This is a genomic window from Actinoplanes philippinensis (assembly GCF_900113015.1).
Classification (GTDB): Bacteria; Actinomycetota; Actinomycetes; order Mycobacteriales; family Micromonosporaceae; genus Actinoplanes; species Actinoplanes philippinensis.
Genome location: NZ_FONV01000001.1, coordinates 610915 through 632315 on the forward strand (window position 1 = coordinate 610915; position 21401 = coordinate 632315).

General features: G+C 72.0%; 21 protein-coding genes. 15 read left to right on the forward strand and 6 right to left on the reverse strand.

The features are described from left to right. Positions 1-137 precede the first annotated feature (137 nt). The gene (locus tag BM290_RS02720) at positions 138-761 is read left to right on the forward strand and encodes a DUF4232 domain-containing protein (protein ID WP_093609508.1); all 624 of its coding nucleotides are present in this window, start codon (positions 138-140) and stop codon (positions 759-761) included. Between the two features lie 11 nt (positions 762-772). Here BM290_RS02720 and BM290_RS02725 read toward each other — a convergent pair whose 3' ends face one another. Then, positions 773-1732, reverse strand: coding sequence for an endonuclease/exonuclease/phosphatase family protein (locus tag BM290_RS02725; protein ID WP_239143284.1), 960 nt, complete (start codon positions 1730-1732; stop codon positions 773-775). Between the two features lie 111 nt (positions 1733-1843). Here BM290_RS02725 and BM290_RS02730 point away from each other — a divergent pair, with 111 nt between their 5' ends. From BM290_RS02730 to BM290_RS02760, 7 genes are all read left to right on the forward strand, one after another. Beyond that, entirely contained in the window at positions 1844-4258 is a 2415-nt protein-coding gene (locus BM290_RS02730; protein WP_093609512.1) for a DUF4132 domain-containing protein, read from the forward strand. 307 nt (positions 4259-4565) lie between these two features. Next, positions 4566-5018 carry a response regulator transcription factor gene (locus BM290_RS02735; protein WP_177319547.1) on the forward strand — a complete coding sequence of 151 codons (453 nt, stop codon included), beginning with the start codon at positions 4566-4568 and terminating at the stop codon, positions 5016-5018. A gap of 460 nt (positions 5019-5478) precedes the next feature. Further along, positions 5479-5724, forward strand: coding sequence for a hypothetical protein (locus tag BM290_RS02740; protein ID WP_203779092.1), 246 nt, complete (start codon positions 5479-5481; stop codon positions 5722-5724). 64 nt (positions 5725-5788) lie between these two features. Continuing rightward, the gene (locus BM290_RS02745; protein WP_177319548.1) at positions 5789-6508 is read left to right on the forward strand and encodes an ATP-binding cassette domain-containing protein; all 720 of its coding nucleotides are present in this window, start codon (positions 5789-5791) and stop codon (positions 6506-6508) included. Further along, the gene (locus tag BM290_RS02750; RefSeq protein ID WP_093609518.1) at positions 6509-7945 is read left to right on the forward strand and encodes a hypothetical protein; all 1437 of its coding nucleotides are present in this window, start codon (positions 6509-6511) and stop codon (positions 7943-7945) included. After that, positions 7917-8240 (forward strand): hypothetical protein, encoded by a 324-nt coding sequence (locus BM290_RS02755; protein ID WP_093609520.1) that lies wholly within the window; start codon positions 7917-7919, stop codon positions 8238-8240. The genes BM290_RS02750 and BM290_RS02755 overlap by 29 nt, the downstream gene beginning before the upstream one ends. After that, a complete protein-coding gene (locus BM290_RS02760) occupies positions 8233-8763 on the forward strand; it encodes a hypothetical protein (protein ID WP_093609522.1) in 531 nt (176 codons plus the stop codon). Before BM290_RS02755 ends, BM290_RS02760 begins: the two co-directional genes overlap by 8 nt. A gap of 27 nt (positions 8764-8790) precedes the next feature. Here the strand turns inward: BM290_RS02760 and BM290_RS02765 are convergent, their stop codons facing one another. Continuing rightward, entirely contained in the window at positions 8791-9915 is a 1125-nt protein-coding gene (locus BM290_RS02765; protein WP_177319549.1) for an alpha/beta hydrolase, read from the reverse strand. Continuing rightward, positions 9912-11699, reverse strand: a complete 1788-nt coding sequence (locus BM290_RS02770; RefSeq protein WP_177319550.1) for a phosphatidylglycerol lysyltransferase domain-containing protein — start codon at positions 11697-11699, stop codon at positions 9912-9914. Before BM290_RS02770 ends, BM290_RS02765 begins: the two co-directional genes overlap by 4 nt. A gap of 130 nt (positions 11700-11829) precedes the next feature. On the opposite strand from BM290_RS02770, the gene BM290_RS02775 reads away from it, so the two are divergent. Together BM290_RS02775 and BM290_RS02780 are read left to right on the forward strand one after the other, a co-directional pair. After that, on the forward strand, positions 11830-12795 hold the full coding sequence (locus BM290_RS02775; protein ID WP_093609528.1) for an NAD-dependent epimerase/dehydratase family protein: 966 nt from the start codon (positions 11830-11832) through the stop codon (positions 12793-12795). A 23-nt stretch (positions 12796-12818) separates the two neighbouring features. Then, positions 12819-14036: a glycosyl hydrolase family 28-related protein gene (locus BM290_RS02780; protein WP_093609530.1), complete on the forward strand. Its 1218-nt coding sequence runs from the start codon at positions 12819-12821 to the stop codon at positions 14034-14036. Between the two features lie 51 nt (positions 14037-14087). On the opposite strand, the gene BM290_RS02785 is transcribed toward BM290_RS02780, so the two are convergent. Together BM290_RS02785 and BM290_RS02790 are read right to left on the reverse strand one after the other, a co-directional pair. After that, complete coding sequence (locus BM290_RS02785; protein WP_239143283.1) at positions 14088-15464, reverse strand: M20/M25/M40 family metallo-hydrolase; 1377 nt, start codon at positions 15462-15464, stop codon at positions 14088-14090. 132 nt (positions 15465-15596) lie between these two features. Continuing rightward, positions 15597-15989 (reverse strand): PPOX class F420-dependent oxidoreductase, encoded by a 393-nt coding sequence (locus BM290_RS02790; protein ID WP_093609534.1) that lies wholly within the window; start codon positions 15987-15989, stop codon positions 15597-15599. A 64-nt stretch (positions 15990-16053) separates the two neighbouring features. On the opposite strand from BM290_RS02790, the gene BM290_RS02795 reads away from it, so the two are divergent. The 5 genes from BM290_RS02795 to BM290_RS02815 all read left to right on the forward strand — a co-directional run bounded on the left by BM290_RS02795 (position 16054) and on the right by BM290_RS02815 (position 20357). Then, positions 16054-16479 carry a MarR family winged helix-turn-helix transcriptional regulator gene (locus BM290_RS02795; protein ID WP_093609536.1) on the forward strand — a complete coding sequence of 142 codons (426 nt, stop codon included), beginning with the start codon at positions 16054-16056 and terminating at the stop codon, positions 16477-16479. Positions 16480-16692: 213 nt separating this feature from the next. Further along, complete coding sequence (locus BM290_RS02800; RefSeq protein ID WP_239143282.1) at positions 16693-19017, forward strand: sensor histidine kinase; 2325 nt, start codon at positions 16693-16695, stop codon at positions 19015-19017. Further along, positions 19014-19439: a roadblock/LC7 domain-containing protein gene (locus BM290_RS02805; protein WP_093609540.1), complete on the forward strand. Its 426-nt coding sequence runs from the start codon at positions 19014-19016 to the stop codon at positions 19437-19439. The genes BM290_RS02800 and BM290_RS02805 overlap by 4 nt, the downstream gene beginning before the upstream one ends. 11 nt (positions 19440-19450) lie before the next feature. Continuing rightward, on the forward strand, positions 19451-19789 hold the full coding sequence (locus BM290_RS02810) for a DUF742 domain-containing protein (RefSeq protein ID WP_093609542.1): 339 nt from the start codon (positions 19451-19453) through the stop codon (positions 19787-19789). Continuing rightward, entirely contained in the window at positions 19770-20357 is a 588-nt protein-coding gene (locus BM290_RS02815) for a GTP-binding protein (protein WP_373871019.1), read from the forward strand. Before BM290_RS02810 ends, BM290_RS02815 begins: the two co-directional genes overlap by 20 nt. A gap of 247 nt (positions 20358-20604) precedes the next feature. Here the strand turns inward: BM290_RS02815 and BM290_RS02820 are convergent, their stop codons facing one another. Then, the gene (locus BM290_RS02820) at positions 20605-21195 is read right to left on the reverse strand and encodes an acyltransferase (protein WP_093609546.1); all 591 of its coding nucleotides are present in this window, start codon (positions 21193-21195) and stop codon (positions 20605-20607) included. Positions 21196-21401 lie beyond the last annotated feature (206 nt).

Genomic DNA, 21401 nt, shown 5'->3' on the forward strand with positions numbered 1-21401 from the left:
AACCGGTCCGACCATGTCGAATCAGACAGGGATACCGCGTTCGTGCCAGCTCCGTCCCGGCCCCGGCGGCGACGCGCCGGATCGGGCAGAGTACGCCCTGTCGATCTTTGCTGCCTCACGATGGAGACGGAATCCCCATGCGCGCCCTCACCACGGTCCTTCCCGGCCTGCTGCTGATCACCGCCCTCGCCGGCTGCAGCGAACCGGCCCGCGACACGACCACGGCAGCGCCGCCGAGCACCGGGCCGGCCGCCACGGCGCCGTCGGCGGCCGGCGCCGGATCCGCCGCGCCGGCCGCTCCCCCGAGCGGCGGGAAGGCCAAGTGCACCGTCAAGGACGTGGCCGTCACGATCACCGCGCAGCCCGGGGACGATCCGAAGGTCCAGCGTGGGCTGGTCGCCGTCACCAACACGGCGAAACAGGCCTGCACCGTCCGCGGGTGGCTGACGATCACCCTGGTGAACGCGGCGGACGAGGCGGTCGCCGTACCGACGGAGACGGTCCCGGAGCCGGGCCCGGACGTGGACGTCGACCTCAAGCCGGGCACCACCGGCTTCGCCGGGATCAAGTGGACGACATGCGACAAGAGCGAGACGTCCTGCGGCGCCGGCAACACGATCCGTTTCAACTTCACCAAGTCGACCACCGGTCCGGCGGCCCAGCTGGACGGCTTCCCGGCGGCCACGAAGAGCGACATCACCATGAAGTCCCTGCAGGTCGGCAGCCTGCAGCCGGCCACCCAGGGCGTCGTCGCCTGGTGACCCACGGTGCGTCAACCGGGGAGGCGCAGGCGGGCCTGGACCGGCAGGTGGTCGCTCGGGAACTGGCCCGCCTGCTCGTGGGTGTTGATCAGGGCGGCCAGCGCGGTGACCCCGGGGCTGGCGAGGATCCAGTCGTCGCGTTCGCCGTCCGGGATCAGCGGCTCGTAGTTGTGGATGGTGCCCCAGGCCGGACCGCGGACCGCGGCGGTCCAGGTGTCGCGGAGCCCGGCATCGACGGTGAGGATGCGGTAGACGTCGGCGGACGGTTCGGCGGGACTGTTGAAGTCGCCGGTCAGCACGATCGGCAGCGGGGCGAACCCGGCCAGCCGGTCGGTGATCAGGCGCGCCGACTGCAGGCGTGCGATCTGGCTGACGTTGTCGAGGTGGGTGTTGACGGCGTAGAAACGGCGCCCGGTCCGCCGGTCGGCGAACAGCACCCAGGTCACCATCCGGACCCGATGCGAGTTCCAGCTCGTCGATCCCGGCACGTCGGGGGTCCCGGAGAGCCAGAAGTGGCCCTGCGACAGCGGGTTCAGCCTGGTCCGGTCGTAGAAGATCTCCATGTGCTCGCCGAGGCCGCCGGGGTCACGGCCGACGCCGATGCGGTCGTAGTCGGGGCCCAGGTCGCTCTCGATGTCGCGTAGCTGGATGGGCAGGCCCTCCTGGGTGCCGATCAGGTCCGGGTGCTCGGATCTCAGCAGGGCGCGGGTCACCGGGCGGCGCTGGCCCCAGGAGTTCGGTGGGGTGATGCTCGCGTACCGCAGATTGAAACTCATCACCTCCAGGTCAGCGGGGGCGGCCGGGCCGGCGAGACGATCGATGGCGGAGACCGGCGGGACGGTGACCGACGGGGTGACGGCCGACGGCGACGGGGCGGGGGCCGCGCCCGGCCGGCGGGCCGGCTCGCGGGTGACGATCACGGCGCTGAGCACGATGAGCGCGACGAGGCCGGCCACCCGCATTCCGCGCATCGGTCGACGATAGCAAGGGGATGACTACGTACCGTGACGTCGCGCTCGCGATGAGAGCGGGCCACCGCCGCTCCGATACGGTCTGGCGGACCGACGGGGAGGGCGGGAACGATGGCGGGCAGCGGGAACAAGCCGATCGTGATCGAGGGGCTGTTCTGCACGGACGAGCCGGTTCTGGTGTGGGCGGACGGCGAGCGCGACCGGTGGGCGGCCCGGGCCGCGGCGCTCGATCACGGCCGGGAGCAGGAGTCCTGGCCGCTCGCTGTGACCAGCGCGAACCGGCTGTCGGACCTGACTCCCGCGCAGATCTCGTGGCTGATCGCGAAGGGGCCGGACGGCCCGGCCCGTGCGCTGATCGCGGATCCGCCGATGCTGCGTCACCGGCAGCGGATGGATCTGGGGCGGGTGGCGGTCGCCCGGTTCGAGCTCGATGCCCTGCCGCTGGCGCTGAGTGAGGCCGGGGAGAGCGCCGACGTTCTCGGGCTGCTGATGCTGCCGTTCCGTGCTCCCGAGGCGGCCGGCCTGGTGGCGGGCTGGTTGCGGCACCTCGGTTCGGCGCGGCTGTGGGCGCGCCTCTGGCTCCACCGGCACGCCGAGGCCGCGGCGCGGGCGCTCATCCCGGCCGCCGTGGGCCGCCCGGGCCGGGCCCGGCAGAACGCCGGAGACGCCCTCCGCTATCTCACCGCGACCGGTCAGGGGCCGTTGATCCAGAAAACCGCGGAGGGGTACGGCCACGGGGCTCTCGCCGTGACAGGTGCCCTCCTGGGGCTGGAGGCATCACCGAACGAGCAGCTCACACTCCTGCCGCCGCCCTCGGCCGCCGGCGGACAACTCGCCGTCCGGCCGTCGACGGGCACAGCGGCCGGCGAGCGGGAGGCGGCGGGGGCGGGGCTGCGGGACGCGGATGCCGGGGGGCGCTCTGCGACATCGTCCCCGGCGGCCGGGAGGGATCCTGGTGTCGGCGGGCGGGCGTCGACCGTACCCCCAAGGGGTTGGTATGGGCCGCAACCCGGGCGGAAAGGGAAAGCACCGCATTGGGCGCGCCCGGAAGGGCTGCCGCCGGTGCGCCGGGCCGATGGCGGCGTGTTCTCCGCCGAGGAGACCGCCGCGCTGGTCGGGGCGTTGAGCGGGGCGCGCCTGGCGGATCCGCCGGAGCCCGCGCCCGGTGATCCGGATCGGTCGCGGCCGGTGGTCGTGGAGTCGTCGGCGGCCCGGCAGCCGCTGGTTGCCGGCCTCGACGAGGAGGCGCGGCGGCTGGTGGCGGCGGGTGAGCGGGCCGGTCTGGCGGTGTTCGGGCGGGCGCTGCTGGACGCGTGGCTGGCCGACGGGATGCCGGCGGCGGAGTCGTGGGTGCTGGTGGCGCAGGCGCACCTCGGTGACGACGCCACGATGGAGCAGCTGGGGCCGCTGGTCCGGTCGTGGCCGGCGAAGAGCCGGTATGCGCGGGCGATCGACGGGTTCGCGGTGTTCGCCACGGTCGGCTCGGATGTGGCGCTGCGGCATCTGCTGGCGATCGAGGCGAACATGTCGGGCGGGTCGACGAACGAGCGGGCCGTCGACTATCTGACGCAGGCCGCCGCGCGGCGGGGGCTGTCGGTGACGCAGCTGGCCGACCGGCTGGCGATCACCCACGGGCTCGACGCGGGACCGGCCGTCGACTACGGGCCGCGGTCGTTTCCGGTCGTCGTCGACGAGCATCTGACCGCGCACGTGACCGGGCCGGACGGGCGGGTGCTGGCGCGGCCGCCGAAGCCGGGCGTGAAGGACACGAACGCCGGCGCGTACCAGTGGTTCCTGCAGTTCAAGAAGGATCTGCGGGCGACCGCGGCGGCGCAGACGGCACGGCTGGAGCGGGAGATGCACGGGCGCCGGCTGCGCCCGGCCCGGGACCTGGCCGGGGTGCTGCTGCCGCACCCGATCCTGGGGCCGATCGCGCGGCGGCTGCTGTGGGGCGAGTACGACACGGCGAACCGCCTGGTCCGCGCGCTGCGGGTGGCGGAGGACGGCAGTCTCGCCGACGTCCACGACACGACGGTGATCGTCGGCGGGGACACGCCACTGGGGATCGTGCACCCGGCCGATCTCGGCGACGAGCTGGCCGGATGGGCGCAGATCATCGCCGACTACGAGATCCTGCAGCCGTTCCCGCAGCTGGACCGGCCGGTGGTGGCGCTCACCGGGGAGCAGCGGGCGTCGACCGCGCTGGCCGGGTTCGGTCCGGTGTCGCCGGACGCGATCGAGGCGCTGATGCGCGGGCGCTGGCACGGCAACGGGTACGAGACCGGGACCAGCACACACACCCAGCTGCGACGTGCGCTGCCGGGCGGGCTGGCGCTGCTGGCCGAGCTGGATCCGGGGGTGCCGACGTCGACGTATCTCACTCCGGCCGGGGAGCAGCGGATCACCGAGATCTGGGTGGACGACGTGTGGTCGGATCACTGGCAGCGGGAGCGGCGGATCCCGCTGGGGGCCGCTGATCCGGCGGCTCTGTCGGAGTCGCTCGTCGAACTCTATGCCGTGCGGTGATTTTCCCGTGCGCAAATAACGGTCTGGTGACGCCGACAAAGGCGTTCAGGTTGCTGTCAACTTCCGGCACCTGACCGGCGACTGATCTTTGCTACCGTGACGTGACATACACGACTGTCGACGTGACGCGGATGGCGTCATTCCACCAGAACTGCGGAAGATCATTTCGAGTACGGGGGACACGAATGTCGCACACTGCATGCATTAATCGAATGAGATCGGCCCGCGACGGGTTCGCCGTCGTGGGCCGCACCGCACTCCCCCAGCCCGCTACCGCCGCCACGCGGTCGTGATCCGGCTGGGGATCGTGGCACCCCGCGCACTGGTCCGGGCCGGCCTGTCCGCCGCCCTGGCCAGAGCCGAGGTCACGATCATCGAGGAGGCCGCCGACCTCGACGACGGCGACCTCAAATTCGCGCTGGGCGAGCTGGACGCGGTCATCGTGGACGCGTCCGTGCTGGTCAAGTGGACCGACGGCCAGCCGGTGGCGGCCGCTTCGCTCTCCGCCGAGGTGGGCCTGCGGGTGGGGCTGCGGCTGTGGCGCGAGGCGATCGGACGGATCGATCTGCTCAGCGTGCGCGAGCGCGAGGTGCTCGGCCTGATCGGCGACGGCCTGTCCAACCACGCCATCGCCTGCCAGCTCGACCTGGCCGAGCGCACCATCAAGGCGCACGTCGGGCGCATTCTCACCAAGCTCGAGGTGGAGTCGCGCCTGCAGGCCGGCCTGGTCGCCATAGCGCATCGGGCGAGCACCGGCTGAGCGCAGCCACCCACGGAAATGAATGCTCCTCGCCTTCGCGGACTACTACTTTGGTCCTATTCACACTCGCACACCGGACGTGCCGTTCTGGAAGTTCTCTTTCCCGGGCAGAGTGGAAACCCGGGATTCCGCACACGGGGAGGACAGAAATGAAATTGCACGCCCGGTGCATTTCCGTGACGCCGGCCGGCCTCACGACCGTGCCGGCCGGGCAGGCCGCCGTCCGGCGCGGCGGCCCACCGTCCTTTCGTCACATCCGCGCCGCAGGGCACCGACCAAGGGACGCACCCCGACCGACCAAAGTCCGATATGGATCCTCCCGAAGCCCACATAGAGTGATTCCCAGAAGGACGGAAAATGGCGACTCGCGGCCGCCGGGACATTCGTCCGAGGGAGCACTGCAGGCTCCTCGCAGGTAAGGGAAAAATTCCGAGCAACCCTTTACGGGGAGGATCTGACAATGACGAACGACCTGGCGATGCGGACCGGCGTGGCGCCGTACCTGATGGCCGCGAAGTCGCGCTTCGACGCCGCCGTGATGCGTTACGACGCCTGGTTCCTGGTGTTCACCGCGGTCATCCTGGCTCTCGGCGCCACCGTGGTGCTCGGTGCCGCCGTCTGGTGCATCACGAAGGGCCACGGCTCCTTCACCGGCAGCTTCTCGTTCAAGAACTTCGGCCTCAAGGTCAACCTCGAGTGCCGATAGTCCGGCATTGAAAAAAGGCCGGGCGGCTATTCGGCCGCCCGGCCTCCGGCACAGGAGCGAAATGATGGATCCCGTTCTCTCGGTCACCGGCGTGACCTTTTCCTACGGACTCGGCAATGTAGCGCTCGACAACGTCGGCCTCCAGGTCGAGCCCGGTGAGATCGTCGGTCTCGTCGGCCCGAACGGTTCGGGGAAGTCGACGCTCATCAAGCTCATCTTCGACCTTCTCGAGCTCAAGTCGGGGACGATCGGCGTGTCCGGTAATGATCACCGCACGCACGCGGCGAAGCAGGACGCCCTCTACCTGCCCAGCGACGACTACCTGCCCGAGTTCCTGTCCGGCCGGGAGTACATCGAGCTCGTCACCAAGCTGTACGGCGCCGCGCGCCCGTCTCCCGACGACATCGAGTCGCGGTTCGAGACGTTCGGCATGCGCGGCCGCTCCCGTGACCTGATCGAGGACTACTCGCACGGCATGCGCAAGAAGGTCCAGCTCATGCTGGCGTTCCTGCTGCGCCGGCCGATCACGGTGATCGACGAGACGCTCAACGGCATCGACCTGGACGCGGTCAAGGCCTGCAAGATGCAGATGCTGGAGCACCGCGAGGACGGGCCGGCGTACCTGGTGTGCACGCACGACTTCAGCTTCCTGGAGGACGTCGCCGACCGGGTGCTGGTGCTCGCGCGGGGCGAGATGCTGGACTGTCTGGACGTGCCGGCGCTGCGTGACGGCGGCGAGCGCCTCGGCGACGTCGTCGACCGGCTCGTCTACGGGGGACACTAGATGCGACTGTCGCACGTCTTCGCCCTGGCCCGGATGTTCCTCGTCTACTTCTTCCGGCGGGTGCTCTCCTACGGCCCGCTGCGCAACCCCGCCGCCCTGTTCGGCCTGATCGCGCTGGCCGCGGCGACCGGGGTCGGCATGTTCCTGGTGGCCTACCAGTTCCTCGACTCGCTGATCGGCCCCGAGTCGCTGGAGCTGCTGGCCCGGCTCAGCACCGTGTCGACGATCTTCTGGACGCTGATCGCCTTCCTCTTCATCAAGATCCTGTTCATGAAGGCGGACCGGCTGCTCCAGTTCACCCTGCAACTGCCGGCCAGCCACCGGGAACGCACCGCCGCCCTGATGATCTACGAGGCGGTGATGGTGCTCAGCGTCATCGGGGTGCTCTTCCTGCCGTTCTCCAGCGCCCTGGTCGCGCTGCTCGGCCTCGGCAGCATCCCGCACATCGCCACCGGCCTGGCCATCCCGGCCGTGCTGACCTACCTGCTGGCGTCCACGTCCTTCAACGTGATCATGTCGGCGCTGCTGCGGATCGGGCTCGGCCGGCAGGCGCACCTGATCACCGCGGTGATGATGGCCCTGAGCATCTTCATCTACAACGCGAACTTCACCACGCTGGTCCGTGACATCAGCGAGGACTACCTCGGCAACCGGGTGAGCAACCACTACGTCGACGTCTTCGTGTACGTGTCGGCGCGCTGGGGACAGCCGGTGATGTGGCTGGCCTTCCTGGGAGTCGGCGGGCTGCTGCTGGCGCTGGTGGTGGCGTCGTCACCGCACCGCTATCCCGAGGTCCACAAGTTCACCCGGACCCCGATCCCCGGTTTCGTGTCGCCGGTCTGGCCGTACCTGGCGGCGCTGACCCGTCGCTGGGAGAACTGGGTGACGGTCGCGGTGGCGTACGTCTGCGCCGGCATGCTCTTCGTCCGCGGCGACGGCGGCACCTTCCTGTACGCGCTGGGCCTGCTGGTCACGCAGGGCATCTACGCCTATTCGGCGACCGAGGCGCTGCGGCGGCTGCCCGGATTCGGCCGGCGCGCCGGCTCGGAGGTGACGATGCTGCTCTCCGCCCAGGCGATCCAGCTGGCGGTCGCGGCGCTGCCGATCCTCGCGCTCGTCGCGGCCCGCCCGGAGACGCTCGCCGACGCCGGCAAGGTGCTGGCCGCGTGCGTCAGCGCGATCATCCTCACCACCCTGGTCGGCATCCTGTTCCCGCACGACCGGGACAACCCGTTCTCGGCGTTCGTCAGCTACGCGGTGTGCGTCCTGCTGATCGTCTCGCTGGGCATCATGGTGACCGTCCTGCAGCTGCCGGCGCCCGCGCTGTGGGCCGCGGTCGTCATCGTGCACGTGCTCGCCGTCTTCTACTCGGTTCTCGGGATCCGTTCCCTCCAACGAAAGGCACGTCATGCGTCGGCTGCTGTTCGCCCTGCTTAACTGCTCGCTGATCACGGCGCTGGTGACACTCGGCGCGGCCACTCTCAACCTGCTCTACCTGATGTTCTCCAGCGACACCGAGGTGGCCAGCAAGACCGGCATGTTCGGCGCGGTGTCGTTCGAGTCGGTGAAGAACGCCGACGGCTCCCTGTCGGTCCAGGCCGGCCTGGAGAGCTGGACTCCGCTGATCGTCGTCTGGGTGATCCTGACGCTCGGGCTGTTCGCCAGCTTCCTCACCTACCGCTGGCTCAAGGGTTACAAGGCTCGCCTGATCGAGGCGTCGAAACGTGGCTGAGACCCCCCGCCGGGCGGCCCGGGCACTGGCCCGGGTCGCCCGCTGCGTCCTGACCGGGTTCTCGTGGGCGCTGGTCCCGGTCGCGGTCATGCTGGCGGCGGGCGCGGCGTACCGGGCGGGCTCCGGCGAGAGCGGGCTGCTGAACCTGGCGTGGCTGCTGGCGCTGCACGTGGCAGGCGGCGCCGCCGGGTCGTACCTGCTGCACGAGGGTGGTCACGTGCTGGTCCTCAGCGCCTGCCCGGGGGTACGGGACATCGGGATCCACAGTGGGCTGCTGCGGTTCTCGGTCGTGCCGCGGGGCGAGATCACCCGTACCGAGAGCATCCTGACCGCCCTGGCCGGTCCCGGCCTCTGCGGCCTCGCCGGTCTCGCGCTGCTGGCCGGTGGCTCGCCTCTGGCCTGGTGGTATCTCGCGCACCTGGCCTTCCTGCTGCCGGTGTTCGGCGACGGCCGGAGCATCGTGCGGGCGGTCCGCGGCGCCCGGGATCAGGCCGCGGTGGCGCCGGACGTGCCGAACCGCTGACCGAGCCAGGAGAAGCCGCGCCCCGGATCAGGCCGCGGTGGCGCCGGACGTGCCGAACCGCTGAGTCAGCCAGGCGAACAGGTCGGGCAGGACCGCGTTCCAGGTGGTGAAGTTGTGGCCGCCCGGCCGGTCGGCGACGATCCGGGCGGTGTCCGGCGCGTGCACCAGCGGCGCGAAGGCCCGCAGGTCGCGCAGAGCGGTCCGGTCGTCGAGCCCGGCGGTGAGGAAGAGGCTCACCGGGGCCGGCCGGGGCCGCCCGATCAGGATCCGCGGGTCGTTGGCCCGGCGCAGCTCCAGATCACCCTCGTAGAGGTCGCCGGTGGACCTGTCGATCAGCGGGCGGAAGTAGCCCGCCAGGGAGCCCGCCGCACCGAACCGGTCCGGGTGGCGCAGCGCCAGGTTGACCGCGCAGAAACCGCCCGTCGAGTAGCCCACCAGCGCCCAGCTCTCCCGGCTCCGCGCGGCCCGGAAGTGACGGTGGACGACCTCCGGCAGGTCGGCCGACAGGTAGGTGTCGGCCCGGCTGCCGTGCACCGAGTCGACACACTCGCTGTCCCGGCCGCGGACCGGGTCCTGCTCGGCCATCACGGCGATCACCGGGGGCAGCCGCCCGGCGCCGATCGCCTCGTCCAGCGCGGCGCCGACGCCCACGCTGTCCAGCCAGCTGTAGACGGTGCCGGGGTAGCCGGCCAGGAACATCACCACCGGCAGGTCCCGCCCGTCGCCGCGGTAGCCGGCCGGCAGGTAGATGTGCGACGGCAGCGCGTAACCGGTGGCGGCGCCGGCCAGGGTCGCCGGGATCACCGTGCCGCGGCCCGGCACGGCCGGGTGCTCGGCGAGCCAGCGGTCCAGGTCCTCGGCGCCGCCGCCGTCCGCGGACAGTCTCGGCGAGCCGGCCGGGAGCGTCTGGGCGTACGTGTCGCTGCCCTGCCCGAACAACTCGCCGAACGTGACGTAGAAGTTGGCCTGCTGGTTGATCACCGCGGCCAGGCTCACCAGGAGCAGCAGCTGGACCAGGAGCAGCCCGATCGCGCGGTGCACGACACGGAAGCGGCCCCGGTCCCAGAACGCGGCGGTGGCCACGGCGGCCGCCACGGTCAGCCCGATCAGCAGGCCGACCACCCAGCCGCTGGTGATGACGACGCCGCTCACCGGGGGCTCCCGATCGGCGCCCGCTCGCTGTCCAGGGTGGTCACCGGCCGGCGCGGCGACGGCGCCGCGGCGCGACGGCGGCCCGGGGTCGTCACGAAGCCCTCGGCCATGGCGGCGGCCACCGCGACCCGGGGGAACGACCGGCCCCGCGGGTAGCAGAGGAAGCGGGGCTGCCAGGTCGGCTGGTACTTCTGGTTCGCCCGGTACAGCGACTCCAGCTGCCACCAGCGTGACAGCAGCTTGAGCAGGCCGTACCACAGGCGCAACAGCGGCCCGGCGCCGAGCCGCTCGCCACGGGCGAAGGACGACCGGAACATCGCGAAGTTGAGCGACAGACGCTGCACGCCCATCGGCCCGGCGGCCGCCAGCAGCTCGACGATCATGAACTCGATCAGGCCGTTCGGGCCGTCCGGGGCACGGCGCATCAGGTCGAGCGAGAGACCGCCGGAGCCCCACGGCACGAACCCGAGGACGGCCACCGCCCGGCCCTGCTCGTCGCGGGCCTCGACCACCACGTACTCCAGGTCGTCCGGGTGGGCGAACCGGCCGAGGGCCATCGAGAAGCCCCGCTCGACAGGCCCGTCGCGCCACCGCTCGGCGTGTTCGGCCAGCTCTTCCATGGTGCTCGGGGCGACGTCGCCGACCCGGTGGATGCGCACCTGGTAGCCGGCCCGCCGGACACGCTGCACGGCCTGGCGTACGGTCCGCATCGGCCGGCCCTCCAGGGTGAACTCGCCGGTGTTCACGATCGCCTCGTCGCCGATCTCCAGCACCCGCAGCCCGGCCCGCGCGTAGGCACGTGCCCCGGCCGGCCCGGCGCCGAGCACCGCCGGGGTGCAGCCGTGCGCGGTCGCCTCCGCCAGCCACGCCGCGATGGCATCCGGCCACTCCGACTGGGCGCCGATCGGGTCGCCGGTGGCCAGGCTCACCCCGTTGACCAGGCGGTGGCAGACGGCCGCCTTGCCGCTGGGCGAGAAGACCGCGGCCTTGTCCGGGCGCAGCGCGAAATAGCCGAGCGAGTCCTGCTCGCCGTGGGCCGCGAGGAGCTCGCGGACCCGCGCGGCGCCCTCGCCGTCGTCGTCGGCGACCCGGCGGCTGGGACGCAGGCTCAGCCACGCGGCGAGCACGACCACGGTCGCGCCGGCCAGCCCCACGGTGAACGGGATCCACGCCGGCGGGGCCGCGTCGAAGTGCGGCTGCCGGATCCCGACCAGCCAGCGCACCAGGAACCAGGCGCCGCAGAGGGCCCGGCGCAGGCCGCCGGAGGACGTGCCGGGGCTGAACACGGTCAGCATCAGCCAGCCCGCCAGCGGACCGACCGCCGCCAGCGAGACCAGCAGCACCGTCGTCGACCGGCGGGGCCGCCGCCGCCCGGCGGTGAACTCCGAGCCGGCCGCCACGGCCACCGCCAGCAGCAGCGCGCCGACCCCGACCCGCAGGGTCGCGCCGTGCCGCAGGGTGTGCGCGGTGTCGGTGACGATCCCGGCCGCCGCCAGCACGATCTGCAGCGTCAGCAGCGACACCAGCCACAACCAGGCGGTGTGCTCGCGGCGGCTCAGGCCGCGCGCGACGATCAGGTAGAGCACGCCGCTCGCGGCCGACGTCATCGCCGGCAGGCCGGTCCACAGTGACGCGTCACCGGCCAGCCGTACCCCCACGGTGCCCACCGCGGCCAGGATGCCCAGGACGCCGACGACGGCGTAGAGCATGCCGAACGCCATCGGCACCCGGCTGCGCCAGTCCCACGGCTTCCGCCCCTGCTTCTCGGCACGCCTGCGCGCCACGTCGCCTCCCCCGTCCGGCCGTGCCCGCATCGCCGGGCCGTTGAGAGACTGCCATCGCCGCGCAACGCCCGGATCCCCCCGCGAGCGGACGGCGCCTCTACCTTTCGGTATAGGCCGGTACCGTCCATGGATGCGTGTCTTTCTGACCGGGGCCGGCGGCTTCATCGCCCGCGCCACCGCCGCCCGGCTGCGGGAGCAGGGACATCAGGTCTGCGGTGTGGACCTGCGCGCCGACGGCGCGGCCGGGGTGGTGGCCGGCGACATCACCGCCGACGGCCCCTGGCAGGACGCGATCACCGGCGCCGATGTGGTGATCCACACGGCGGCCGTGGTGTCGAACGCGGTCGGCCTGGACGGGCAGTGGCGGGTCAACGTGCTCGGGACCCGGAAGGTCCTGGATGCGGCGGTACGCAACGGAGCCGCCCGTTTCGTGCAGTTGTCGTCGATCCGCGCCTTCTCCGACCTCGGGTTCCCGGACGGGGTGACCGAGGACCACCCGGTACGGCCGGACGGCAACCCGTACGTCGACACGAAGATCGCCGGCGAGCAGGTGGCGCTGCAGGCGCACGCCGAGGGCCGGATCGCGGTGACCGTGGTGCGGCCCGGTGACGTCTACGGGCCCGGGTCACGCCCGTGGACGGTCCTGCCGGTGCAGTTGATCCGTCGCTACCAGTTCCTGCTGCCGGCCATGGGGCACGGCGTCTTCAGCCCGGTCTACGTCGACGACCTGGTCGGCGGGCTGCTCCTGGCCGCCTCGTCACCGGCCGGCGCGGGACAGGTCTTCACGCTCAGTGGCGGGGCGGGGGTGCCGTGCCGGGAGTTCTTCGGCCACTACTACCGGATGCTGGGACGGCGCGGCCCGGTCGTCGCGCCCACGGCGGTGGCGGTCGGGGTGGCCCGCGTGGCCGGGCGGCTGATCCGGCTCACCGGGGCGGAGACCGAGGTCAACGCTGTCTCGATGCGCTACTTCGCGCGTACCGGAACGTATTCGATCGCGAAGGCGCGGCGGCTGCTCGGCTACCGGCCGGCGGTGGGCCTGGCGGAGGGGATGACGCGCACCGAGGCGTGGCTGCGTGCCGAGGGCCTGCTGTCCTGAGGCGACCTGTTAGCGTCCGGTCCATGCCGGATCGTCGTGCGTTCATCAGGGCCAGTGGGGTCACCGCCGCGGGCGTCGCCGCCGCCACCGTGGCCTCGCCCACGCCGGTCCTGGCCGCGGCCGCTCCCGTCGAGGGGCATCTCGGGCTCAGCGTCAAGGACTTCGGCGCGCTGGGCGACGCCGTCACCGACGACACCGCGGCCGTCCAGGCCGCGCTGGACGCGAGCCCGCCCGGGGGCATCGTCTCCCTGCCGGTCGGTGAGTACCGGACGTCGGCGCCGCTGGTCGTCCCGCCGGGCGTGACCCTGCAGGGCACGCACGGCAACCACATCGACGAGGGCGACAGCACGTGGGTGCAGACCCGGTCGCGGATCAAGCCGCTCGCCTCGTTCCAGGGCGAGGCCTGCATCCGGATCGTCGACAAGGACACCGGCGGCTATCCGGCCGACTCGGCCGAGCAGCGGCTCTTCCACCTGACGCTCAACGGGTCGGACCTGCCCGTCCCCGGCACCGTCGACGGCATCCAGTTCTACGGCAAGATCCACGGCGTGGTGGTACGCGATGTCGCGATCTACCGTTTTCCCAACCACGCGATCACCACGACCTACCACACACCGTCGACCGGCGGTCCGCAGGCGTTGTACTCGTCACGGTTCGAGCGGATCGCCGCCAAGGGCTGCCGCGGCATCACCTACAGCTTCAACAACACCACCGACTCGCTCTTCACCGACCTGGAGTCGATCGAGGGCGGCAGTCACGGGTTCTTCATCTCCGGCTGCGGCAACTCGTGTTTCACCAACTGCCGGTCCGAGTGGAGCAGGTATCACGGGTACGACCTGCGCGGCGGCTTCGGCATCGTCGAGCTGCTCGGCTGCAGCACCGACCGCAACGGCTTCAACGGGGTGAACATCGACGCCAACAGCAGCGCCGAGGGCGTCATCGTCCTCAACGGGCTGCGCCTCAACCGGGACGGGCGCAACAGCGGCTCGGGCGGTGGCGGTTACGCCGGGCTGCGGGTCACCGGCGCGAAGACGGCGGTGCTGATCAGCGCGGCCGCCGTGGAGACCGGCATCGACGACGACGGGACCAGGGCGGTCAGCCCGCAGTACGGGGTGAGCGTCGACAACGCGGCGTGCGTCGCGCTGGAGAGCGGCATCCTGCGGGGCGCCTCGGCGGGGCTGCGCGACGGCGGCGGCAACACCCAGTTCAAGATCGGCACGACCGTCATCACCCGGACCTGAGCGTGCGCGACGCCGGTCCCGCACCGGCGCCGCGCACCCGGGGTGACGGTGCTACACGGCGCCGGGACGGACCGGGCCGGCCGTGGCGTACGCCGCCGAGCCGATCAGCTCCATCGAGACCTGCAGGCGCTCCAGGCTGATGTTCTCGGCGATGGTGTCCTCCGGGCTGTGGTAGGGCGGCTCCAGCAGCGCCGGGCCGGCCTCACCCCGCCAGGAGAAGTTGGCCGCGGCGATCCCGGCCTCCTGGAACGACTGGTGGTCGCTGGAGCCGCGCAGCGTGACCGGGGAGATCCGGGGCTCGTAGCCGAGCCGGGTCGCGGCCGCCGTCACCTCGTCGGTGGCCCGGTTCGCCAGGCCGGTGAACGAGAGCAGCCAGTACCGGGTGGCCGGGTCCCAGCTGGTGGCGACCATGTCGTTCTGGTAGACGGCCACGATCCGGTCACGCTCGGCCTGCGGCAGCTGCGCCACGTAGTGGCGGGAGCCGAGCAGGCCCTGCTCCTCGGAACCCCACAGGCCGAAGCGCACGGTCGCCTCGGTCGGCAGTTTGCGCAGCACCCGGGCCAGCTCCAGGCACAGGACCGTACCGGATCCGTCGTCGTTGGCGCCGGGCGCGCCGATCACCGTGTCGTAGTGGGCGCTCACCATCACGACCGGGCCGCCGGTGCCCGCGCGGGGCCGCTCGGCGAGCACGTTGTACGAGGTCAGGCCCCGGTGCGCGGCGGTGGACACGGTCAGCCGGAGCCGGCCCGCGGCGAGCCGCTCCCGCAGCCGGTGCTTCTGCGCCTGGGCCACGCCGACCACCGGGATCGGCACCGGCGTGGTCGCCGAGCCGGGCAGGGTCGGGCTGAACGCGGTGGCCCGGCGCGGCTCGACCAGGTCGGCGGGCAGGAAGATCACGGCCGCGGCGCCACGCGCGACGGCGGTGGCGACCAGGGCCTCCCGCTCGGCGGCCAGGTAGTCGATGAGCACGATGCGGCCGGTCACGTCGGCCGGGTAGTCGGCGGGCGCGCCGGCGTGGACGTCCACCACGTCGCCACGGACCCTCGTGTCCAGGGCGGCGTGCGCCGAGGCGCCGGCCTGCCAGCAGAGGTCCCGCGGCAGCCCGGGACGGGCCTCCAGCTGGGCCAGGAACTTGTCGGCGACGGTGAACGGCTGACGGGTCACGGCGTACCCCAGACCGTCGAGCACGCCGGAGAGGTGGTCGGCGGCCTTGTGCTCGGAGCGGGTGCCGCCGATCCGCGGGCCGATGCGCTGCGAGAGCACCCGCAGGTGATGCAGCGCCCGCTCGGCCGAGACCCGGGCCGCGACCCGTTCGTCGGCTCCGGTCAGCGCCGGTGGGCGCACCGCACCCGGCCGCTGGTCGCCGACCGCCCAGGCGGGCGCGGGCAGGGCCGCCCCGGCCGCGCCGCCCAGGGCGATCGTCAGCATCCGCCGTCTGCTCAGTGAAGAATTCCGGCCTGGTGTGTCCAAGACTCCCCCTCGCTGAAGGAGATCGCCCGTCCCGGTCGGGATGACGATCATCGCAAGAGAAAGACTATGGTCAATATTTACCGAGGACAATCACCCTTGGAAGCTGACCGCCGTCGGACGGACCACGTAGACGACCCGATGCGCGACGTCGCCGGGCGGCAGCGGGATGTCGAGCCGGTAGCGGGCGGCGAGCTCGGCGAAGAACACGCCCTCGGTGTCCGGCTCGATCCGCTCGACAGTGCCGCGCACCTCGAGATAGCGGTACGGCTGATCCGGATCATTTATCGACAGGCTGACCCGCGGCTCCCCCATCACATTGCGGTACTTACGCCGCGTGGTCGTGTTGGTGAACCGCAGGAACTCACCGTCGAAGGCGAACCACATCGGGTTGACCTGCGGCTCCCCGTCGTCGCGCACGGTGCCGAGATGCCCGAAGAGCGGCCGCTCCAGCAGATCGAGGTAACTGTCCGGGATGATGCTCATGTGACAGAACTCTGTCATAGGACAGTGCACGACGACAACCCGCCGCCGTGGCAGAATGCGTCACATGAGCGCGATCGACGACCGGCTGGGCCTGGTCATCAAGCGTGCCGAACAGGCGCTGATCGCCCGCAAGACGGCCGTGCTGCGCGAGTTCGGCCTGACCGTCCCGCAGTACGCGGCGCTCCTGCTGCTCTCCGGCGGCGACGGCATGTCCGCCGCCCAGCTGGCCCGCGAGTCGCTGGTCACGCCGCAGACGATGGCCACCGTGCTGACCAACCTGGAGACCAAGGGCCTGATCGAGCGCGACCAGTCCCCGCTGCACCAGAAAGTCGTGGTCAACCGGGTCACCCCGGCCGGCGCCGCGCTCCTCACCGGCGCCGACGCCGCCGCCGTCCGGGTCGAGCGGTCACTCGCCGCCGCCTACACCGACACCGAGCGCAAGCAGCTCGCCGAGTTGCTCGAACGCGCGATCACCACCCTCACCACCTGACCACCCGTTCGTAGTACCTGTTCCGAACGGGCCGGGGCCGAACCTGAGGTGGCGCGCCCGCGGCGATGTTGTCGCTCGTTAGAGGTGTTGACCCGATGTTGGCGTCCGTCAATCCTGACCCGCGTTGCGAAGAGCCCCGATCGACGGGGCCGCATCGACGGAGGAGGACGGATGGCTCGGAGCGGTCGAACGATCCGGGGTCGCATCGTCCGGATGCTCGCCCTGCCCCTGGCTGCCATGCTGGTGCTGCTCGCCGTGATCTACGGCAACGAGATCGGGCGCTACCGGACCGCCAGCGGCACCGAGCAGCGGATCACCGTCATCCTCGCGCTGCAGAACCTGGTCCAGGAGCTGCAGAACGAACGTGGCCTGACCGTCGCGGTGCTCGGCGGCAACTCCGCGTTCCGCGGGCGCATCGAACCCGCCCGCGCCCGGGTCGACGCCGAACGGACCGCCGCACAGACCGCGCTGGCCGACGGCGACCTCGCCGCCGACGCGGCCCGGTCGCTGGAGGAGGTCGACGGGCTCGCCGCGGTCCGGGCCGGCGTGGACGTCGGCGACGCCGACCCGGACGAGACGTTCGAGTTCTACACCGGCCTGATCGAGAAGCTCAGCGACGACACCCGGCACCTGGAGATCATCGACGACCTGGACCTGCGGCGCGGCGCCGAGTCGCTGGAGATGCTCACCGAGGTCAAGGAGGCGACCGCGCAGGAGTGGGTGTTCCTGGACGGCGTGATCAACAACGGCAAGTTCGCCGCCGGCGAGTTCTCCGAGCTGCTGAACATCGTCGCGTTCCGGGACCTGGCGCTCGGCGAGTTCGACGAGTTCGCCGACGAGTCCGCGGCGGCCGCCAAGACCAAGCTGCTGGGCAGCGCCGCCGCGGCCAAGGCCCGCCTCGTGGAGCGCACCGCCCTGCACGCCGGCGACCGGCAGCCGCTGACCGCCAACGCCGGCGAGTGGTGGGCCGCGGTCGCCACGATGCTCGACGACATGACCGGGCTGGGCCGGCAGATCGGCGCCGACACGCTGAGCCGGGCGCAAAAGCTGCGCGAGGAGGCCACGCTGCGGCTCGGCCTGCTCTCCGGTGTGGTGCTGCTCTGCCTGGCCGGCTCCGCCTACCTGGCGACCGCCGCCACCCGCTCGCTCGCCGAGCCCCTGGCCGCGCTGGCCGGGGAGGCTGACCGGCTGGCCGGCGCGCGCCTGCCCGAGGCGGTGCTGCGGGCCGCGGCCGGCGACGACACCGGCCCACCCGACCCGGTGCCGGTGACCGCCGGCGCCAGCGCCGAGGTGCGCCGGGTCGCCGACGCGTTCGACCGGGTGCAGACCACCGCGTACGCCCTCGCCACCGAACAGGCGCAGCTGCGCCGGGCCGGCGCCGAGTCGCTGGCCAACCTGGGCCGCCGCAACCAGAACCTGCTGCGCCGCCAGCTCGGCTTCATCACCCGCCTGGAACAGGAGGAGTCCAGCCCGACCGGCCTGGCCAACCTGTTCGAGCTCGACCACCTGGCCACCCGCATGCGGCGCAACGCGGAGAGCCTGCTGGTGCTCGTCGGCGCGGCCAGCCCGCGTCAGTGGTCCCGGCCGCTGCCGCTGACCGACGTGATCCGGGCCGCGGTCTCCGAAGTCGAGGAGTACCGGCGGGTGTCGCTACGCCGGCTCGACGAGGCGATGGTGTCCGGCGCGACGGCCAGCGGCCTGGCCCACATGCTCGCCGAGCTGATCGAGAACGGTCTTGCGTTCTCCCCACCGGACCTCGACGTCGAGCTGCACGGCCGGGTCGTCGACGACGGCTACCTGATCGCGGTCTGCGACCAGGGCGTCGGGATGAGCGAGGACGAGCTGGAGGTCGCCAACCGGCGGCTGCGGGGCGAGGGCGACTTCCTCACCGCGCCGGCCCGGTTCCTCGGCCACTACGTGGTCGGGCGGCTCGCCGCCGAGATGGGCGTGGGCGTGCAGCTGGCCCGGTCGCCGGTGACCGGGGTGACCGCCCGTGTCACCCTGCCACCCGAGATGCTGGCCACGCCGGCCCCGTCCCTGGACCGCCCGGCCGCGCCCGCCGAGGCCGCCCCGGGCCCGGCCGGCGCCGACGGCACGGTCCGGAGCACGGCCGTCGTGGCGGGCGTGCCGGCCGTGCCCGGCCCGAAGCCGGTCGAGCTGCCGTCGCTGCAGCCCCCGGCGAACCGGTCCCGGCCGCTGCAGGTCGACTACGTGGTCCTGGACGAGCAGCCGGCCGTCCCCGCCCCCCGCCTGCCCGCCGAGGCCATCCCGGCCACCGCCGGGCACACCGTCAACGGGCTGCGCCGGCGCACACCCCGGTCGCAACGGGCCGACCGGACCGAGCAGTTCCCCCGGATCCCGGCCGAGCCGACCGTCCCGATCGCCGACTCGCCCGAGGCGGTCCGCGACCGGCTGACCGCTCTGCGCGCCGGCATCCAGCGCGGCGCCGGCCACGGCCGGCTGTTCCAACCCGAGAGCGAGCCCCCGTCCCGGCCCCGCCACCGGGACATGAGCTCAGTCACTGAGGAGATTCTGTGAGCGTCGAGGCCCCGGCCGATCGGCACCAGTTCAACTGGCTGCTCGGCAACTTCGTCCATCAGACCGACGGCGTACGCGACGCCGTGGCGGTCTCCTCCGACGGCCTGCTGATCGCCGCGTCCGACGGGCTGGCCCGGGCCGAGGCCGACCAGCTCGGGGCGATCGTCTCCAGCATGGCCAGCCTGGCCCGCAGCGCCTCCCGCCGGTACGACTTCGACGGCCTCAAACTCATCATGATCGAGATGCTCCGGGGCTTCCTGGTGATCTCGGTGATCCCCGGCGGCAGCTGCCTGGGGGTGGTGGCCGCCGGCGACAGCGATCTCGGCCTAGTCGGATACGAGATCTCGATGCTCGCCGAACGGTTCGGCGACCTGCTGACCCCGGCCCTGATCGCCGAATCGCGGCAGCAGCTCCCCCGATGAGTCCTCCTTCGATGAGCCACGAAGCCGAGGAACCCGTGGTGCGCCCGTTCATGCTGACCGGCGGGCGCACCCAGCCACTGCACGACGATCTGAGGATCGAGACCCAGCTGTACGCCGCCCCGGCCGCCCTGTCCGCGCCACTACGTTTCGAGGCCCGGCGGATCGTCGAGCTCTGCCAGCGCCCCCAGTCGGTGGCCGACCTGTCGTCGGCGCTGCGGGCCCCGCTCGGCGTGGTCCGGGTGATCGTCGCGGATCTGATGACGCAGGGCTTGTTGCAGGCCGGTGAGATGCCCGGTGAGCTGACCACCGCGTTGATCGAGAGGATCAGGGATCGTGTTCGGGCGCTCTAGCACGGTGGCGGCGCCGTCACCGGTCGCCGTCAAGATTGTGATCAGCGGCGGGTTCGGGGTCGGCAAGACCACGTTCGTCGGCGCGATCTCGGAGATCGAGCCGCTGGTGACCGAGGCCGAGATGACCGAGCGGTCGATCGGTGTCGACGACACGTCGGCGGTCGCCGCGAAGACCACCACGACGGTCGCCCTGGACTTCGGCCGGATCACCCTGGACGAGTCGCTGCTGCTCTACCTCTTCGGGACGCCCGGCCAGGACCGTTTCGCGTTCCTCTGGGACGACCTGGTCCACGGGGCCCTCGGCGCGATCGTCCTGGTCGACACCCGCCGCATCGAGGACTGTTTCCCGGCCATCGACTACTTCGAGGAGCACGACATCCCGTTCATCATCGGGATCAACTCCTTCGAGGGGGCGCGCCGCTTCGAACCGGCCGAGATCCGCGACGCGCTGGGGGTCGCGGAGGGCATGCCGCTACTGGAGTGCGACGCCCGCCGGCGGGACTCGGTGAAGACCGTCCTGGTGGCCCTCACCGAACGAGTCCTGGCCCGCCGCCTGGCCCGCCAGTGAACCCGGCTGGCTCGCGGTGCTGTCCCGCGGGTCGCGGGACAGCACCGGCGACCAGCCGGGGTTGCCGGGCGGCGCAGCCGCCCGGTCCGGCCGCGGGCGGTGAGCCGGCCAGCGACGGCGCGGCCCACCCGGGTGTCGGGCGGCGCAGCCGTCCGGCCACCGCATACGCCCGGCGGGCGCGGTGGAGGCCGGGAGTGACGCCGGCGTCGCGGAGGTAGGGGACAGTGCTCTTTGTAGCCGTACCCCGTCAACGCTCGGTGAGGATGCCGTCTTCCTCGACGTATTCGGCGGACGTCTCGGGGCAGACCCAGAGGTTTCCGTCTTTGGCGACCAGCGGGCGGCCGGCTCGGCCGACCCAGCCGACGCGGCGGGCCGGGACTCCGACGACCAGGGCGAAGTCCGGAATGTCCTTCGTGACCACCGCGCCGGCGGCGACCAGCGCCCACCGTCCGACGGTGACCGGCGCGACGCAGACCGCCCGCGCACCGATCGCCGCGCCCTCACCGATGGTGACGCCGACGGCGGTCCAGTCGTCACCGGTCTTGAGGCGGCCGTCGGGGGTGACGGCGCGCGGGTACTCGTCGTTGGTGAGCACCGCGGCCGGGCCGATGAAGACGCCGTCGCCGAGGCGGGCCGGCTCGTAGACGAGCGCGTGGTTCTGCAGTTTCACGTTGTCGCCGATGACCACGCCGGGGCCGACGTAGGCGCCGCGGCCGACGTTGCAATCCGTGCCGAGTGTGGCATTCTCCCGGATCTGGGCGAGATGCCAGATCCGCGTGCCGGCGCCGATCGAGGCCCTCTCGTCCACATCGGCGGTCGGGGCGACATTGACGGTCATGGGGAGCCTTCCGGATGATCGGCGAGAATCGGGCACAGGCTAGCTGCTGAGACTCCGATCCGATGTCAGCAAAACGACGATCCGCGACGTTCTGACCGTTGGGTTGCGTGATCGCTGACCGACAGGCGTACCCCGATTGGCCGAAGGGACGCGATGACCCCGCAGCTCCGTCGGAAATCCACTCACCGACTGGCGCTCGGTTGCGG

What these genes read in the sequence shown, in the direction of transcription:
- BM290_RS02745 (WP_177319548.1), top strand. Translation starts at nt 5,789, where the DNA reads ATGGATCCCGTTCTCTCGGTCACCGGCGTGACCTTTTCCTACGGACTC.
- BM290_RS02750 (WP_093609518.1), top strand. Translation starts at nt 6,509, where the DNA reads ATGCGACTGTCGCACGTCTTCGCCCTGGCCCGGATGTTCCTCGTCTAC.
- BM290_RS02730 (WP_093609512.1), top strand. Translation starts at nt 1,844, where the DNA reads ATGGCGGGCAGCGGGAACAAGCCGATCGTGATCGAGGGGCTGTTCTGC.
- BM290_RS02755 (WP_093609520.1), top strand. Translation starts at nt 7,917, where the DNA reads ATGCGTCGGCTGCTGTTCGCCCTGCTTAACTGCTCGCTGATCACGGCG.
- BM290_RS02790 (WP_093609534.1), bottom strand. Translation starts at nt 15,989, where the DNA reads ATGAGCATCATCCCGGACAGTTACCTCGATCTGCTGGAGCGGCCGCTC.
- BM290_RS02740 (WP_203779092.1), top strand. Translation starts at nt 5,479, where the DNA reads ATGACGAACGACCTGGCGATGCGGACCGGCGTGGCGCCGTACCTGATG.
- BM290_RS02775 (WP_093609528.1), top strand. Translation starts at nt 11,830, where the DNA reads ATGCGTGTCTTTCTGACCGGGGCCGGCGGCTTCATCGCCCGCGCCACC.
- BM290_RS02785 (WP_239143283.1), bottom strand. Translation starts at nt 15,464, where the DNA reads ATGCTGACGATCGCCCTGGGCGGCGCGGCCGGGGCGGCCCTGCCCGCG.
- BM290_RS02780 (WP_093609530.1), top strand. Translation starts at nt 12,819, where the DNA reads ATGCCGGATCGTCGTGCGTTCATCAGGGCCAGTGGGGTCACCGCCGCG.
- BM290_RS02725 (WP_239143284.1), bottom strand. Translation starts at nt 1,732, where the DNA reads ATGCGCGGAATGCGGGTGGCCGGCCTCGTCGCGCTCATCGTGCTCAGC.
- BM290_RS02795 (WP_093609536.1), top strand. Translation starts at nt 16,054, where the DNA reads ATGAGCGCGATCGACGACCGGCTGGGCCTGGTCATCAAGCGTGCCGAA.
- BM290_RS02820 (WP_093609546.1), bottom strand. Translation starts at nt 21,195, where the DNA reads ATGACCGTCAATGTCGCCCCGACCGCCGATGTGGACGAGAGGGCCTCG.
- BM290_RS02720 (WP_093609508.1), top strand. Translation starts at nt 138, where the DNA reads ATGCGCGCCCTCACCACGGTCCTTCCCGGCCTGCTGCTGATCACCGCC.
- BM290_RS02800 (WP_239143282.1), top strand. Translation starts at nt 16,693, where the DNA reads ATGCTCGCCCTGCCCCTGGCTGCCATGCTGGTGCTGCTCGCCGTGATC.
- BM290_RS02810 (WP_093609542.1), top strand. Translation starts at nt 19,451, where the DNA reads ATGAGCCACGAAGCCGAGGAACCCGTGGTGCGCCCGTTCATGCTGACC.